11 protein-coding genes are annotated in these 15,818 nt (G+C 68.6%); 7 read left to right on the plus strand and 4 right to left on the minus strand.

All coding sequences use genetic code 11. The annotated features are described in order from the left end of the window. Window positions 1-4,443 carry an AAA family ATPase gene (locus tag ACFQSB_RS00420; protein ID WP_380823676.1) on the minus strand — a complete coding sequence of 1,481 codons (4,443 nt, stop codon included), beginning with the start codon at window positions 4,441-4,443 and terminating at the stop codon, window positions 1-3. A gap of 504 nt (window positions 4,444-4,947) precedes the next feature. Further along, the gene (locus tag ACFQSB_RS00425) at window positions 4,948-6,324 is read right to left on the minus strand and encodes a helix-turn-helix transcriptional regulator (protein ID WP_380823677.1); all 1,377 of its coding nucleotides are present in this window, start codon (window positions 6,322-6,324) and stop codon (window positions 4,948-4,950) included. A 218-nt stretch (window positions 6,325-6,542) separates the two neighbouring features. On the opposite strand from ACFQSB_RS00425, the gene ACFQSB_RS00430 reads away from it, so the two are divergent. Beyond that, entirely contained in the window at window positions 6,543-7,178 is a 636-nt protein-coding gene (locus ACFQSB_RS00430; RefSeq protein ID WP_380823678.1) for an ATP-binding protein, read from the plus strand. A gap of 52 nt (window positions 7,179-7,230) precedes the next feature. After that, window positions 7,231-7,587, plus strand: a complete 357-nt coding sequence (locus ACFQSB_RS00435; RefSeq protein ID WP_380823679.1) for a nucleotide pyrophosphohydrolase — start codon at window positions 7,231-7,233, stop codon at window positions 7,585-7,587. Window positions 7,588-7,626: 39 nt separating this feature from the next. Here the strand turns inward: ACFQSB_RS00435 and ACFQSB_RS00440 are convergent, their stop codons facing one another. Beyond that, window positions 7,627-7,815, minus strand: a complete 189-nt coding sequence (locus ACFQSB_RS00440; RefSeq protein WP_380823680.1) for a hypothetical protein — start codon at window positions 7,813-7,815, stop codon at window positions 7,627-7,629. A gap of 106 nt (window positions 7,816-7,921) precedes the next feature. Then, entirely contained in the window at window positions 7,922-8,854 is a 933-nt protein-coding gene (locus tag ACFQSB_RS00445; protein ID WP_380823681.1) for an NAD(P)/FAD-dependent oxidoreductase, read from the minus strand. A gap of 80 nt (window positions 8,855-8,934) precedes the next feature. On the opposite strand from ACFQSB_RS00445, the gene ACFQSB_RS00450 reads away from it, so the two are divergent. The 5 genes from ACFQSB_RS00450 (at window position 8,935) to ACFQSB_RS00470 (ending at window position 15,817) form a co-directional block, all read left to right on the plus strand. After that, the gene (locus tag ACFQSB_RS00450) at window positions 8,935-9,528 is read left to right on the plus strand and encodes a helix-turn-helix domain-containing protein (RefSeq protein ID WP_380823682.1); all 594 of its coding nucleotides are present in this window, start codon (window positions 8,935-8,937) and stop codon (window positions 9,526-9,528) included. Window positions 9,529-9,632: 104 nt separating this feature from the next. After that, on the plus strand, window positions 9,633-10,343 hold the full coding sequence (locus tag ACFQSB_RS00455) for an alpha/beta fold hydrolase (RefSeq protein WP_380823683.1): 711 nt from the start codon (window positions 9,633-9,635) through the stop codon (window positions 10,341-10,343). Between the two features lie 244 nt (window positions 10,344-10,587). After that, window positions 10,588-13,032: a molybdopterin oxidoreductase family protein gene (locus tag ACFQSB_RS00460; RefSeq protein WP_380823684.1), complete on the plus strand. Its 2,445-nt coding sequence runs from the start codon at window positions 10,588-10,590 to the stop codon at window positions 13,030-13,032. An 11-nt stretch (window positions 13,033-13,043) separates the two neighbouring features. Further along, window positions 13,044-15,497 (plus strand): nitrite reductase large subunit NirB, encoded by a 2,454-nt coding sequence (gene nirB, locus ACFQSB_RS00465; protein ID WP_380823685.1) that lies wholly within the window; start codon window positions 13,044-13,046, stop codon window positions 15,495-15,497. After that, entirely contained in the window at window positions 15,494-15,817 is a 324-nt protein-coding gene (locus tag ACFQSB_RS00470; protein ID WP_380823686.1) for a Rieske (2Fe-2S) protein, read from the plus strand. Before nirB ends, ACFQSB_RS00470 begins: the two co-directional genes overlap by 4 nt. The last annotated feature ends 1 nt before the right edge of the window (window position 15,818 follow it).

Consider the following 15,818-nt stretch of genomic DNA (forward strand, 5'->3'; position numbering starts at 1 on the left):
TCAGCGCTCAAACTCGCTGATCCTCTCGGCGACGCCGAAGGCGCCAAGAAGTAACAGCTCGTCCAGCAGATCGAGGATCTGCGACCGCATTCCCACCGCCGATGCCTGGGCGTAGGCTCGGACGAGCAGTTCGCTAATAGACCGTCCATCAGCCGCGGCTGCGAATCGTATGTCTGCCACCTGCGCACCGTGCGTCTCGATGAACCGCCGGGCACAGGCCAGCACAAAATCGTCAATCCGATCCGGTGCTCGCTCCAACGTGATGAGGAGCTGCGGCAGGGCAGGCTCGAACGCAGCAGAGTGGACAAGGCGGGTAAGCGTTTTACCGAACGGCCGCAATCGCAATCCACGCAGAGCGGCCGCCACCTCTGCTGCGGCCTCACGCACCTCCTTCTCAGGATCGTCGAAGAACTGCGCAAGGGCTAGCTCCGCTGTCCTTGTGTCGGAGCTGTTCGATAGCCGGTGTGCGCAAACAGCAGCCGCACCCTTTCGCTGCGCGAGATCCTGACCTTCCAGGACCGTGTCGAGCAGGTGCGACATGTCCCACTGCATGGCGGCGAACGCAGCTATTCGGCCGCCCGCGGCCCGGGTCTCAAAAGCCCATGAACCAAGCATGCGTTCGGCCACCGGCCTGATCACTTCCGGATTCTCATAGCCAACGCTGACGAGCAGGCCCTCCATCGGAGGCGTGGCCAGGAGCACGTCATCGGTGTCGATCAGGAACTGGAATGCGTCCAGCGCCTGCGGCCTGGCGTGACGCAGGGTCGCGTGCACAAGATCGGCGGCACAGGTACGGACAGTTACCGTCCGGTCAGCAGCGATCCTGTTAAGGTCCGGGAGGACGAGCGCGGTACGTGAGCCATCGGCGTCGTAGGCGAGGATCTGCGCCAATGTCCCGGCGGCGATACCTCTGACGCAGTTGATCGCTAGCCCATACAGGTGCTCAGCGCGATCTCTTACGCCGTCGGAATGATGATGACGGTCGTCAGCCGGGTCAGGGGAATGGATCGCCCGGTCGAGGATGAGCGCGATGACCTCAGGCGGGACCGCGGCGAGGTGCGCGTGCAACGGCCAGCCCAGCCAGCGGTCGTTGTCAGTCCTGCACAGCCCGGCGATATGACGGACCGCGTCGAAAATAGGCGCCGCGTACTCTGGCTGGTCGGCCTCCCGAAGCCCCATGAGTATGGCGTTGGTGTAGGCGGGGCTGGTCTCGCGTGTCAGCCTCAGAGCCAGCCGAGCGAACCGTACTGGGTCCTTTGCAACTTGCCCCTGCAGGACCTGAGAGAGTGCAGCGGCACCCCCGGTGAAGGTCCGCCAGTCCAACCTATTCTCAGCGTGCTTTGTCATGGCACGTAGCCACTGGTCGTCCGTCATTCGTTCGGCGGCCTCAGCCCGTATCGGCGGTCTGAGAAAGCCCGTCTGCATGCCTCCGGGCGGGGGAGGCTGATCGGTTCCATAAGCCCTGCGTAACTCGGCCAGCCGACGACGACCGTGGTCGGACAGCGGCCCCGCCTCCATAGCCGAGAGAAGCGTGAACACGTACGGGCCGGAGTTCTGTCTTGCGAAGGGAAGGGACAGGTGTAGGACTGCCGACTCTAGCCGGGAGAACACCTCGTGCGGGAGCGACTCGCTGATTGTCAGAAGGACCTCGCGGGTAGTCCACAACGAGTCGGAGATGTACCCGCTCAGCAACCGGTGTGGTCCCTGAAGCACTATCTCGGCCGCCCACATGGCGAGGCTTTCACCAGCTCCGGCCAGACCTTGATAGAGGAGCCACTGCGCCGCGTCATACGGATCACCGGCCAAGTCTCCAAGAAGAGCCTTCGCCGTATCAGGATCGGATTTGGCGACAGCCTTGATCGCGCCGGCTGCCCCGTACAGCAGCACGCTGGCCAGGTCATCCCCAGTCTGATCGGGAAGACGGAAGCCGAAGTGGCGGTCTGCGATAGGCTGGTCACCGGTTTTTGCGGTCAGGGCCATGACCCGCCGCATGTAGGGAAGAAATTTCCTGCAGAAAAGCTCCGGCCGGAGCCGCGCCCCTGTGCGCAAGAGTTCTAGCGCTTCATGGTCTCGGCTCGTCAAAGCGGCGACATTTCCTGCATCGTCAAGGGCCAGCGCGTCCAGCCTCTCATCGAGATGCGCCGCCATGAGCTCCAGCGCCCACTCGGGTCGCCGTTGCGCCAGCCCGTGGACTGATATCCAAAGGGCATGCTCGGTCCCCGCGTAGTTCCCTTGCCGGACAGCCGATACGACCAAGTCGAATAGGGTTCGGCTGTCAGCCACCGTGCCTGCCATGACGATGAAATGCAGCCACCTTGGATACGCGTCAGCCGCGGAATGCGCACCGAGGATCGCTGCCACACGATCGGGGTGATCCCTCACCCCACCAGCCATGATCTCGACCGCGCGTGATCGAAGCGCCTCGTCTGCCCCACTCATCCACTCCTCGATCAGGCCTTCGTCATCCAAGGCCCGGAACCAGTCACCGGTGCGCAGCGCGAGCCACAATTGGTCGGCGAAGAGAGGAACCTTACTCAGGACGTCAACCACCAGGGCGCACTCGAGGCCTGTCGGCACGGAGAGTCCCCCCAGCAAAGTGATCGCAACGTCCTTCAGGTGATACCGCACAGCGGGATCCAGCAGCAGGTCTCGTATTTCGCGAACGAAGCGTTCTTCATCCAGCTCACGTAGGTGGTTCGCGATCTGCCGAACCTGGGCCCGTCGAAAGAGCTCCTGCTCTCCACTGACGAGAAAGTCGACCAGCTTCTGGTCGCGTATGACCCAGCCCCGAGCGAAAGCATAGTCGAAGAAACCCTCATGGAAGAAAGCGATCTGCTCCTCGTCCCGCACCAGTACGTGCTCAGAGACGAGGAGTTCGCCATCGAGCGCCAAGTCGTCCTCGTCTAGCAGCGCACTCGGAACGGAGAGACGCTGCGACCTACTCATGGCATCCGCCAGTACGGCGATGACCCTCTGAAAGCGGACGGAGCCGTTCCGCTGCTTGCACTCGAGGCACTTTCGTCGCCAGTAGGCGTCGAAGAGTTGACGTGTCTTCTGGAAGGAGAGAGCCTCGGCGCCGATGGTCTTCAGCAGGACCAGGTGCAGTGGCACGCGGAGCAGCCGCCGCTGCGGATCGCTGAGCCTCGATCCGTCCAAGCCCATATCGGCGATGGCCTCAGCGACTGCTTCATCGGAGAGTTCCCCAATCTCTATCCGTCGAGCGCGCAGATCATCGGTGAGAGCACGGATGCGGTGATCATTCTCGGCGTCGAACTTGCGGCAGGCGAGTACAACGCGCATCTCCGGAAAGGCCGACGCCTCTCGAACCAGGTCGGCGATAGGGTCGAAGCTCTTCGGCATCCGCCCCGACAGCAGGCTGACAGCGTCGACCTGATCGACGATCAGGATGCATGGTTGGTCTCCCGCCACTGCGGCAAGCGCGCTTACCGGAGATGTCCCGAGCTCCAGCAGTTCCCCCAGCCCGGAGGTGGTAGAGAAGGGGTCGAGACGATCCAACCGGAAGCCCAGCACGGGCATGCCTAGCTTCGACGCCATCTCATGCAGCACTGAACTCTTCCCACTACCGGCCGTCCCCGTCAGGAGGAGCAACCGGTCCGAGCCGCTGAGAAGCTCCACCAGCTCGTCGACCTCCGACCTGGGGATGAATGGCCGCAGAAGATGACGTTCGATGCCGTCGAGCCATCTCGAAGTGAGCGCGCCTACTTGCTCGGTCAGGCCAACATCAGGCTCCGTAAGGCCTTGCCGCAGGCCATACGCTTCCAGACGCGCCTCGATGGCCGCGGCGTCGAGCCGGACGCCGAGATTCTGCACGACAAGGTCCCACAAGCCCACCGCGGCGAGCGAACCGGGAGCACCTTTCAGGAGGAGCCCCGCCAGAACCGCGTTCGTCCGAACGATGTTCTGCTCGTCGTACCACTCGACCCACAACAGGCGCAGCGTCTTCCACGCCGTGTCCACCGAACCGAAGATGGCATCCGACACAAGCTCGTCGAACGGCGTACGGAGCTCTTCAGAGAGCCAGTGATCGAGAAATTCGGCCGGGCTCGCTGAACGCCTGGCGCGGTCACTCAGCTCCTGCACGGGACGGGCCGGGATCGTCGACACGAAGTGGACGTGCCGCCCGGCCTCCGCGTGTCGCGCAGCCGCGGCCCAGATCCCCTTGGCCCGCAGCGAAGCCACGGTCCAAGCGTTGGCATTCCCCTGCTGGCGCTTAACCTGGTGAACCTCGATGGCCCCAGCCCGGTGGATCGTGAACTCAGCGCCCTCCGCTCGCTCGCCGACGTCCTCCACCATGATCCATTCGACACCGCCTTGCAGCACATGGAGAACGTGTTGCACGATCCAGGCGCTCTCGTAGCGGTCGACGTTATCGGGCTCACCTGCCGGCCGAGGGCTCATCGTCACTCCGGTGGTCGACTCCAACCTCCTTATTCTCGCTTACCTACATCATCTGTTCAGGACCCCGCAGCGGCGGAGCCCTTGCTTCTCCGGGTGCTCCTCCAGCCGAACAGGACGAGGTCCATCCGTCGACAGTCGCCCACAGCGGGCGCGCTCAGGGCGCTCCGGATCTCGACCGCCTGCCTTCCCAGGCCCACTCCGCTTGTCGACGTCAGTTGCGACACACCTGACGGCCACCTGCTCTACGAGGTGCTGGGCGGGGACGGACCGGTCTTTCAGCGTCTGCGCGAAGGAGCGCTACGTATCCGCGATGTGGAACAGGCGACCGGCGAACGGGCGGACCATCTGTTTCTCGTGCTGCCGAGGCCAACGAGGACTTCAGCGAATGTGACGGCCTCCGAGCGGGCTGACAGGCCTGCCCTCCGGAGGCATGCGTCCTGTTCGCACAAGTGATCAGTTACGGCACGGAGCCTCCCTTTGAAGGCCCTTGCCGTACTTAAACGGTCGGGCTTCCGGCCAGTCGCTACTTCAGGCGGCCAGCTCGCTTCGCAGGTGGTCGCGGAACTCTCTGACCGCGACGGTGGTGCCGTGCGGTTCGAGGCGGTCGGCGAACGCCTGGATGAACTCGACCGAGCGAGCGGAGCTCAGCGCCTTGGCCATCGGGATGGCGGCTCGGGCGGAGTCGAGGGCCTGCTCCAGTTCCTTCATCCCGAGGTAGGCGTCCGCGGCGTGCACCCGGTTGAACTGCGCCGAGCGTGGCAGGCGGTCGTGGAAGGCGGTCACCGCGGCTTCGGCGCAGGCGGCCGCGCGCTGGTGGTCGCCGAGCAGGCCCCACGACTGACCGGCTTCAGCGTTCAGTTCCGCCCACTCATGCAAGCCGATCCAGGCCGGATCGCGATCACTGGGACCCTGTTCGTAGGCGCGCTCAGCTTCGGCGAGCAGTTGTTCGACCTGCTTGGCGCTGTGCTTGTCGCCCGTCTCACCGGGCTTGGCGTTCAGCGCCGTCGCCCAGGCTTCGCGCACGGTCATCAGAGCCATGACCCGCGGCGATGCCTGCGCCTGGCGTGCGGTGTCCACGGCCGAGCGCGAGAGCCGCAGAGCCCAGAGGGCCTGGTCGATGTGGATGGCCTGCCGGGTCATGGCCGTCAGTACCCAGGCTGCCACCAAGGGGTTGTCGGCCGTCTTGGCGAACCTGAGGGCTTGACCGAAGTGCTGTTGTGCCTGGCCGTGCAGGCTCATGTCGAAGGCCGTCCAGCCCGCCATTCTGCTCATGCCCGCCGCCGCGCTCATCAGTTCGGCGCCGACCTTGTCGTCGTAGCGGCCGTGGAGCAGTGGGGTGACGTTGCCGTTGAGGTAGCGCAGGACCACGGGGCGGACCAGGCCAGCGCCGAACTGGTGGTCCAGCTGGCCGAACGCCTGCCGGGCCTCGTTGATCCGCTGTACGTCGGCCATGCCGACCGCCCGGGCGGAACCGGCGTGCGCGGTCGAGGCGGCCGGGGTGTCGTAGGTCCAGGACGTCAGCCATTCCCCCAGCGCGGCCGGGACGAACGGCAGCGTGGCCAGCAGGTGACGGCGGGACGGATCCATCTCGTACCTCCACAGCAGGTCGGCCGACCTCACCGTAGCCTCCAGCGAACCGCCGCCACAGTCCACCAGCGGCCAGGAAGGTGTCTCCACGAAGGCCCACCCCTCCACCCACCGTTCGACCTCGACGGCCTCGACCGCGAACACCACGGCCATCCGCGCCCGGTGCCGAGCCCGTACGCCCTGCTCGCCGCGCTCCCACCGCGCCCACGTCGTCGGCGAGACCCCGACCGCCTCGGCCGCGGCCTCCTGGCTCAACCCGCGCCGCCGCCGCGCCCGCACCAGCTCCGGACGCCCCGCCTGCTCTACCCGTACCCCCACGACCTACCCCCTCGGTAATCGCGTGACCACTGAATGTGATGACGATGACACCGGTCCCGGCCCCGCGCCAAGCCCTTCGGATCAAACGACCAGAGATCGACCACTTCCGACGTACGCGATGCCACGGCCCTGATCAACGCGCATGCGACGCCGTTCCGCGTGCTCCCCCGGCGGTCTTTCCTGCTGTGCACCGTCACCGCAACGAACGGAGCACCGTCATGCCCCCCGTCGACCCCGACCCGCACACCCCTGCCCAGCGGCCGGCCGCCTCCGCGTCCCATCGGGACATCCGGGTGCTGGTGAAGGTCCTACAGCCCGGCTCGGCCGCGCGACGGGCGCGCACCGTGGTCAGGGAGGTGCTGCGGGAGGCGGGCGTCGGCGACGACGCGATCATCGACGCCGAGATCGTGGTCGCCGAGCTGGCCGCGAACGCCGAGCGGCACGGGCAGCGCCCGTACGAGCTGCGCGTCTTCCGGATCGACGGTGTCCCCACCTGGTGCGAGGTCGTCGACGGCGACCCGAGGCCCGAGAAGATCAGTGACGCCTTCCAGCGGCTGGCGACCCTGCCCGAGCCCGACCTGTCGCTCCTCGCCGAAAATGGGCGCGGCCTGCTGCTGACCTACGAACTGTCCCAAGGCCACTGCCAGGCGTACCGGACGACCACGACCACCACCGACTCCCCCGGCAAGGCCGTCGGCTTCGCCCTCCCCACCGCCTCAGGACCCCGCACCCCTACTCCGCCCTCCCCGACCTCCGCCCCGGCCTCGCCCACCTCCGCCAGTGGCGGCTCCACCACCCCACCCCCGGCCCCGGAGAGTAATGCCCCGTATACGCAGTCTTGTGCGACAGGGTGACCGACCTGGCCGTCGTCCACCCGCGGACGTGGCGCCGCAGTAGCTTGCTGGCATGAGCGAGCTTGAGGGGTTGACCGAGCGTATGCGGCGGTTCGCCCGTGACAGGGACTGGGAGCAGTTCCACACGCCCAAGAACCTGGCGATGGCGCTGGCGGGGGAGGTCGGCGAACTGCTCGCGGAGTTGCAGTGGCTGACGCCCGCGGAGGCGTCCGAGGTCATGGCGGACCCCGAGGCGGCCGCGCGGCTGCGTTCCGAGATCGCCGACGTGACGCTTTATCTGGTCCGGCTCGCCGACGTCCTCGGCATCGACCTTGTGACGGCCGGCCACGCGAAACTCGACGAAAGCGACAAGCGCTACACCGTGGAGGACTACCGCGGCTCGGCCAGAAAGGCACCCCCGCTCAGCTGAGCTGTCACCCGCAGAGAAGCAGCACGATATCCGGTGTGTTCAGACCGCGAGACGCGTCAGCAGGTGTGCGCGCAGCCGGTTCAGCCGGGGCATCAGGCCGTAGATGACGATCGGTACGGCGACGGTCGCGAGGACGAAGGTCCGCAGGACGGGGCCGGTGCCGGACAGCCACGGCCCGATCGTCAGGTTGAGGACGGTGAGGGTCGGAAAGACCGCGATCCAGATCATGAGTGCGAGCTGATGCCTTCCGGGTGGGCCGATCGGCTTTTCCGCGGCCGGAGCGCTTGAAGGAGGGGTTTGGTGTGACATGACGGATTCCTCTCTTGTAGATGCTTCACTGGTCGATCGTGTCGCGGTGCGCGCGGACGGCGTCGCGCACGTCCTCGTCGACGAGGTCGGTGTTGACGGCGATGGCGGCGGCCGAGCCCTCGCCGGCGGCGGTGATGACCTGGGCGCGCGGATTGCGCACGTTACCCGCGGCCCAGACGCCGGGAACGGTCGTACGGCCGGTGGCGTCGGTGACCACCCACCCGGTGTCGTCGATGTCGCAGCCGAGTTCGAGCAACAGGTCGTTGTCGGGCACGAATCGCGGGGGCACGAAGACGACGTCCCTGGGGACGAACCGGCCGTCGGTGAGCGCGACACCGCGCAACGTGTCGTCCTCGGCCACCACCCGCGCGACGTGTCCTTCGACGACGCCGACGGAACGCGCGGCTAGTTGCTCACGTTCGTCCTCGGTCAGGCTTTCGGGAGGAGCGAACAGGACGATGTCGTCCGACCACTGGCGCACGATCTGCGCGTAGCGGACCGCCTCCCGTGACCAGCCGAGCACACCCAACGCCCGACCCCGGACCTCGTAGCCATGACAGTACGGACAGTGCAGGACGTCACGGGCCCAGCGCTCCCGCAGCCCGGGGACATCCGGCAGCTCGTCGCGCAGGCCGGTCGCGACCAGGACACGCCGCGCGCGGACGGTGACACCACCGCTCAGCTCGATCTCGAACACCGCGCCGGCGCGCCGCGCGCTCACCGCCTGTCCGTCGACGACGTCGCCGCCGTACCCTTTGACCTCGCGCCGGCCCGCGGCGAGCAGCTCGCCGGGGGGCGTCCCGTCGCGTGACAGGAACCCGTGCATGTGGGTCGCCGGCGCGTTCCGAGGCGCACCGGCGTCGACCACGAGCACCTCGCGCCGGGCCCGTGAGAGCACCAGCGCCGCGGACAGTCCGGCGGCCCCGCCGCCGATCACCACTACGTCGTACTGATTCATGTCCACCAGGGTGCGGCCGCGTCTCCGCCCCGGACAACGAACGTTGCCGTTTCCGGGAAAAACGGCGGACCATGGTGGCCATGAGCGTCCAGGAACAGCCGATCGCCGATGCACTGAACCGTGTGGGGCCGCGACTGCAGAGCCTGCGCAAGCAGCGCGGCATCACCCTCACCGCTCTCGCCGCGGCGACCGGTATCTCCAAGAGCACCCTGTCGAGGCTGGAGACCGGCCTGCGACGGCCCAGCCTCGAATTGCTCCTGCCACTGGCGCAGGTCTATCAGGTCCCGCTGGACGACCTGGTCGGCGCACCCGCGGTCGGCGACCCGCGCATCCGGCTCAAGCCCCGGCAGGTCAACGGCCGCACGGTCCTTCCGCTGACCCCTCCCGGAGGTGTCCAGGCATGGAAGATCGTCATTCCGCGATCACAGTCCACCCCGCGACCGCGCGCACACGACGGCTTCGAATGGCTGTACGTGCTGTCCGGACGGATGCGGCTCGTCCTCGGCGACCAGGACCTGATTCTCGGCATCGGTGAGGCCGCGGAGTTCGACACGCAGGTGCCGCACTGGTTCGGAAGCACCGGCGAGGGCCCTGCGGAGGTGCTCAGCATCTTCGACCGTCCAGGCGAACGCATGCAGGTCCGGGCCAGAAGCGGCCACAGGTCCACGCGGTGACGCACCTTCATGCGAGGGTCCTCGGCCGCGCCGGGTGTCAGACCGACCACGGGTCATCGAGACAATGTTCTTCGATGGTGCGGCGTGGGAGAGAAAGAGGAAGCATGGCGACGTTCGTGCTCGTGCCCGGGGGGTGGCACGGTTCCTGGGCGTTCGAGGCGGTGACTCCGCTGCTGGAGCGTGCCGGTCATACCGTTCACGCCCTGACCCTGACCGGTCTGCGGCCGGACGACGACGACGCGACGGTCGCGGCCGCCAACCTCGATACCCATGCCGACGATGTGTTGCGGCTCTTCGACCGCGCCCACATCACCAGTGCGACGCTGGTCGGCCACAGCTACGGCGGGATGGTGATCACCGCGGCCGCCGATCGCGCCGGCGGCCGGGTCTCACGGCTGGTGCATCTGGACGCCTACGTACCGCGCGACGGCGAGTCGTGCTGGTCGTCGACGACCGAGCGCTATCGGGAGGCGTTCGCCGCCGGCGCCGCGACCACCGGCTACGCCGTCCGGCCGCCGGACGGCGTGGATCCCCGCTGCCGTCCCCATCCCCTCACCTCGTTCGTGCAGGCGATCCGGCTCACAGGCGCGCTCGCGCCTGCCCCCCGCCGGGAGTTCATCTACTGCTCGGGTTGGGAGGACCGGACGCCGTTCGCCGAGCTCCGCAGCCGGCTCCACGCCGATCCCGGTTGGCAGGTCCACGACGTTCCAACCGGCCACGACGCTCTGCATGAAGCCCCTGAGGCGGTCGCCGCGCTGCTGCTCGGTGAATGCGGCGCGGAGGCGTCGACGCGCCGGCAGCGGGCTTGCCGTTGAGGACCGTGCGAGCCCGGGTCACCACCGGCCACTGAAGCAGGTCTTCACCGGCCGCTGCACCGCGTCTTCGGTCGGCTGAAGTCAGCGACGACGTCGCCAAGGTGCTTCCTGGGCTTCGCCGCCGAGCCTGGGAATGGCCACGACCCGAGACATTGATCCGGGGCCGGTGAGGAGGGGTTAACGGCGCCTACATGTCGTACGAATGCCGGTGTAATCGCCGGGGCTGAGCCTTGTGGTCGTGGGGATGCCGAGTACGACGACCCATTGCCCGTACTGCTCGTTGCAGTGTGGGATCTCGCTGGAGGTCCGGAACGGCGAGGTTTCGCTGTCGCCTGCCGACTTTCCGACCAATCGCGGTGGGCTGTGCGTGAAGGGGTGGACCGCGGCCGAGTTGCTCGATCATCCGGATCGGCTGCTCGCGCCGCTGGTCAGGACGGTTCCCGGCGACCGCCGCAGCCCGTTTCGCGCGGCGGGATGGGACGAGGCCCTCGACCGCACCGTGGAGGCGATCACCGCGAGCCAGGAGCGGTACGGCAGGGACAGTGTCGGGTGCTTCGGGGGCGGCGGGCTCACCAACGAGAAGGCCTATCTGCTGGGGAAGTTCGCGCGGGTCGCGCTGCGGACGGCCTCGATCGACTACAACGGCCGGTTCTGCATGTCGTCGGCGGCGACCGCGGCCAACCGGGCGTTCGGCGTGGACCGCGGGCTGCCGTTTCCGCTGGCCGATGTGGCGAGGACCCAGGTGCTGCTCCTGGCCGGCAGCAATCTCGCCGACACGATGCCGCCGGCGATGCAGTACCTGAACGAACGCGGGGGCGGCCTGATCGTGGTCGATCCCCGTACGTCGGCGACGGCGAAGGCGGCGACGGTTCACCTGCGTCCGGTGCCCGGGACCGACCTCGTGCTGGCCAACGGCCTGCTCCATCTGGTGCTGCGCGCCGGTCACGCCGACCTCGCGTACATCGCCGCGCGCACCACGGGGTTCGACGAGGTGCGGGCGGGCCTGACGGCGTACTGGCCGGACCGGGTCGAGCGCGTCACCGGGGTACCGGTGGAGGACCTGGAACGGGTGGCCGAGATGCTCGGCACCGCCGCCTCCGCGATGATCCTGACGGCCCGGGGGGCCGAGCAGCACAGCCAGGGCAGCGACACGGCGCAGGCCTTCGTCAACCTGGCGCTGGCGCTCGGGCTTCCCGGCCGGCCCGGCAGCGGGTACGGCTCCATCACGGGACAGGGCAACGGTCAGGGGGGACGGGAACACGGCCAGAAGGCCGACCAGCTGCCCGGGTACCGGCGGATCGACGACCCGGCCGCCCGGGCCCACGTGGCCGCGGTCTGGGGGGTCGCCCCGGAGGAGTTGCCCGGTCCAGGGCTGTCGGCGCAGGAGATGCTCAGCGGCATGGGCCGGGACGGCGGGGTGCGCGCCCTGCTGGTGTTCGCCTCCAACGTGGTGGTGTCCGCCCCTGATCGCGACCGCGTGCTCGATCGGCTCCGCGCGCTGGACTTCCTCGCGGTCTCGGACATGTTCCTGTCGGAGACGGCGATGGAGGCCGACGTGGTGTTCCCCACCGCCCAGTGGGCGGAGGAGGAGGGCACCATGACCAACCTGGAGGGCCGGGTCGTCCGGCGCAGGCCGGCACGGGTGCCGCCCGGCCAGGCGCGCGACGATCTTCAGCTCATCACCGCTCTGGCCCGGCGGCTCGGGCGCGGCGCGTACTTCAGCGCCGACGCGCGCGAGGTGTTCCAGGAGCTGCGGCGCGCCAGTTCCGGCGGCGCCGCCGACTACGGCGGAATCACCTACGAGCGGATCGAAGCGGAGCAGGGGGTGTTCTGGCCGTGCCCCGAGGGCGAGACGGGGGTGGCGAGGATGTTCACCGACCGGTTCCCCACTGCGGACGGCCGGGCGCGGTTCGTCCGGGTGGAGCACCGGGACGCCACCGAACGGCTCGACGCGGAGTTCCCCTACGTCCTCACCACGGGGCGTCTCATGCGCCAGTACCAGAGCGGCACCCAGACGCGCAGGATCGCGGCGCTGACGCAGGGCGATGCGGTCCCGAGCGCGGAGATGCACCCTGATCTGGCGAGACGGCATGGCATCGGCGCGGGGGACGCCGTTGAGCTGCGCACCCGCCGGGGCAGGGCCCTCTTCGCGGCGGAGCTGGCCGACGGCATCCGTCCCGACACCGTCTTCGTCCCGTTCCACTGGGGCGGCGAATCCGGCGCGAACGCCCTCACCGATCCGTCGCTGGACCCTCTCTCGCGCATGCCCGCCTTCAAGGCCTGCGCGGTCGCCGTCAGGAAGGTCGAAGACCCACGGCCACGGCTCGACGGAAGGACTCAGATGGACTCGACACCCCGCTTCCTGCAGGGAATCTTCTCCTTCACCGGCAAGGGCATGGACGCCCCCTTCCCGCTGGCGTCGGAGTTGCGCTACGTCGTCCCCGACGGCTACGTCACCCAGCCCGTCTACCTGCGGGGCGGCAACTCCTGCGACGAGCTCGTCTGCCTGGTCCTGATGCGCGACGGAACTCCCATGCGGTACCTGCCGATCGGCGCCAAGGCCGGCGTCCACGTCTCCCTTCGCGTCGTCGAGGACCTGATGGCCGGGACCACGATCGAGGTGTACCTGGCCGCCCCGGACGGCGTCTCCGGGTCGGCCGTCGTCGATCTCGGCCTGGTCGAGGTGTGAGGAGGAACGCCATGCGGCAGCGGCTGGTCGTGATCGGCAACGGTATGGCGGGGGCGCGCACGGTGGAGGAGATCCTCGCCAGGGGCGGAGGCGAACGGTTCTCCATCACGATGTTCGGCGACGAGCCGTACGGCAACTACAACCGGATCATGCTGTCGAACGTCCTGGCCGGGACCGACGACGAGACCGAGATCTTCCTGAACGGCCTCGCCTGGTACGAGGCCAACGGCATCACGCTGCACGCGGGAACCCGCGTCAGACGCATCGACCGCTTCGCCCGGAAGGTGTACGCGGACGACGGCACGTCCACGCCGTACGACCGGCTGATCATCGCCACCGGCAGCCGGCCGTTCGTTCCGGACATCCCCGGGGTGCGCGGCGCCAAGCGGGGCTTCCACCAGGGCGTGTTCACCTTCCGGACGATCGACGACACCCGCAACATGCTCCGGTACGCCCGCGGCCACCACGGCGCGGTGGTGATCGGCGGCGGTCTGCTGGGCCTGGAGGCGGCGCGCGGGCTGCAGAGCCACGGCCTTTCCGCCACCGTGGTGCACGCGGGCGGGCACCTGATGAACCAGCAGTTGGACCCTCAGGCAGGCGCGGTCCTGAAACGCAGCGTGGAGAGGCTGGGCATCACCGTCGAGCTGAACGCCCGGACCACCGAGATCCGGGGCGCCGAGCGGGTGACCGGCATCGCACTGTCCGATGGACGGGTCATCCCCTGTGACATGGTGGTGATCGCGGCGGGAATCCGCCCGAACACCGAGGTGGCGCAGGCGGGCGGCCTGGTCGTGGAGCGCGGCGTCGTCGTCGACGACCAGATGCGGGCGGTCGGCGAGCCCGGCGTCTACGCCGTCGGCGAGTGCGCTCAGCACCGCGGCCAGGTGTACGGCGTGGTGGCGCCGCTGTGGGAGCAGGCCAGGGTCCTGGCCGACCACCTCACCGGAACCGATCCCACCGCCGCCTACCACGGGTCGCGCATCGCGACCAAGCTCAAGGTGGCCGGGGTGAACGTGGCGTCCATGGGCCTGAAGGGCCCGGAGCGCGAGGACGACGAGTTCGTGGTGGTGGCCGAGCCCACGCGGGGGATGTACAAGAGCGTCGTGGTCCGCGACGGCCGGCTGGTCGGGGCGACCCTGGTGGACGACCTGAGCAAGGTGGCCTTCCTCATGCAGGCGTTCGACCGCGGGCTCCCGCTGCCCGAGGAACGGGTCCGGCTCCTGTTCGACCTGGGCGCGCCGTCCGCCGAGACCAGCGTCGAGGAGCTCTCCGACGACGCGCAGGTGTGCAACTGCAACGGCGTCAGCAAGGCGGACCTGGTGTCGGCCGTCAAGGACGGCGCCAGGTCCGTGACCGGGGTGATGGACACGACCCGGGCCGGCAAGGGATGCGGCTCCTGCCGGTCGCTGGTCACGCAGATCGTCGAGTGGGCGGCCGGCGGACAGACCGAGGAGGACCCCTCGGCCGGCTGGTACGTGCCGGGCGTCCCGCTCGCCAAGCAGGAGCTCATGGCCGAGATCCGTGCGCGCGGCCTCCGATCGGTCTCCGCGGTCTTCGCGGAGCTCGCCCCCGCGGGCAAGGAGGACGCGAAAAGCAAGATGGGCCTGGCGTCGCTGCTCCGCACGATGTGGGCCGGCGAGTACGTCGACGAACGCGACGCCCGCTTCATCAACGACCGGGTGCACGCCAACATCCAGAAGGACGGCACGTTCTCCGTCGTGCCCCAGATGAAGGGCGGCTGCACCACTCCCGACCAGCTCCGCCGCATCGCCGACGTCGCGGACAAGTACCAGGTCCCCCTGGTCAAGGTCACCGGCGGCCAGCGCATCGACCTGCTCGGGATCCGCAAGGAGGACCTGCCCGCCGTGTGGGCGGATCTCGGCATGCCGTCCGGCCACGCGTACGGCAAGAGCTTCCGGACGGTCAAGACCTGCGTGGGCCTGGACTTCTGCAGGTACGGCCTGGGTGACTCCACCGCGCTGGGCATCGCCCTGGAGACCCGGTACCAAGGACTCGAAGCGCCCGCGAAGATGAAGCTGGCCGTCACCGGCTGCCCGCGCAACTGCGCCGAGGCCTACGTCAAGGATCTCGGCGTGGTGGCCGTGGAGGGCGGCCGCTGGGAGATCTACGTGGGCGGAGCGGCGGGGGCGCACATCCGCAAGGGCGACCTGCTGGCCACGGTGGGCACCGCCGAGGAGGTCATCACCCTGACCGGGCGCTTCCTGCAGTACTACCGGGAGAACGCCAACTGGCTCGAGCGCACCTACGCGTTCGTGCCGCGCGTCGGCATCGAGCGGATCCGGGAGATCGTGGTCGACGACGCCGACGGCATCGCCGCCGGCCTGGACCAGGCGGTACAGGCCTCCGTGGACGCCTACCGCGATCCCTGGCAGGAGGGTGGGGAGCCCGTCACCCCAGGCCAGTTCCGCCCCGCCCTGCCGCTGCTCCCGGTGCCGAAGCGATGACCGCGGCCCCGGGCGTCCGGGCGCACAGCCTCGGGCGCCTCGACGAGATCCCGGTCGGCGAGGGCCGGGCGTTCACGGTGGACGGCGAGCAGATCGCCGTGTTCCGGCTGCGGGACGGGAACGCGCGCGCCGTGTCCGCCGTGTGCACCCACGCCCAGGGCCCGCTGGCCGACGGCCAGATCGACGGCGACGTCGTCATCTGCCCGTTGCACCAGCACATGTTCGACCTCGCCACCGGCTGCTCCACCACCGGCCAGCCCCCACTCCGGTCCTACCCCCTCCGCATCGACCCCGACGGCCACCTGTTCGTGCACATCTGAC

This window comes from Sphaerisporangium rhizosphaerae (genome assembly GCF_042665155.1).
GTDB lineage: Bacteria > Actinomycetota > Actinomycetes > Streptosporangiales > Streptosporangiaceae > Sphaerisporangium > Sphaerisporangium rhizosphaerae.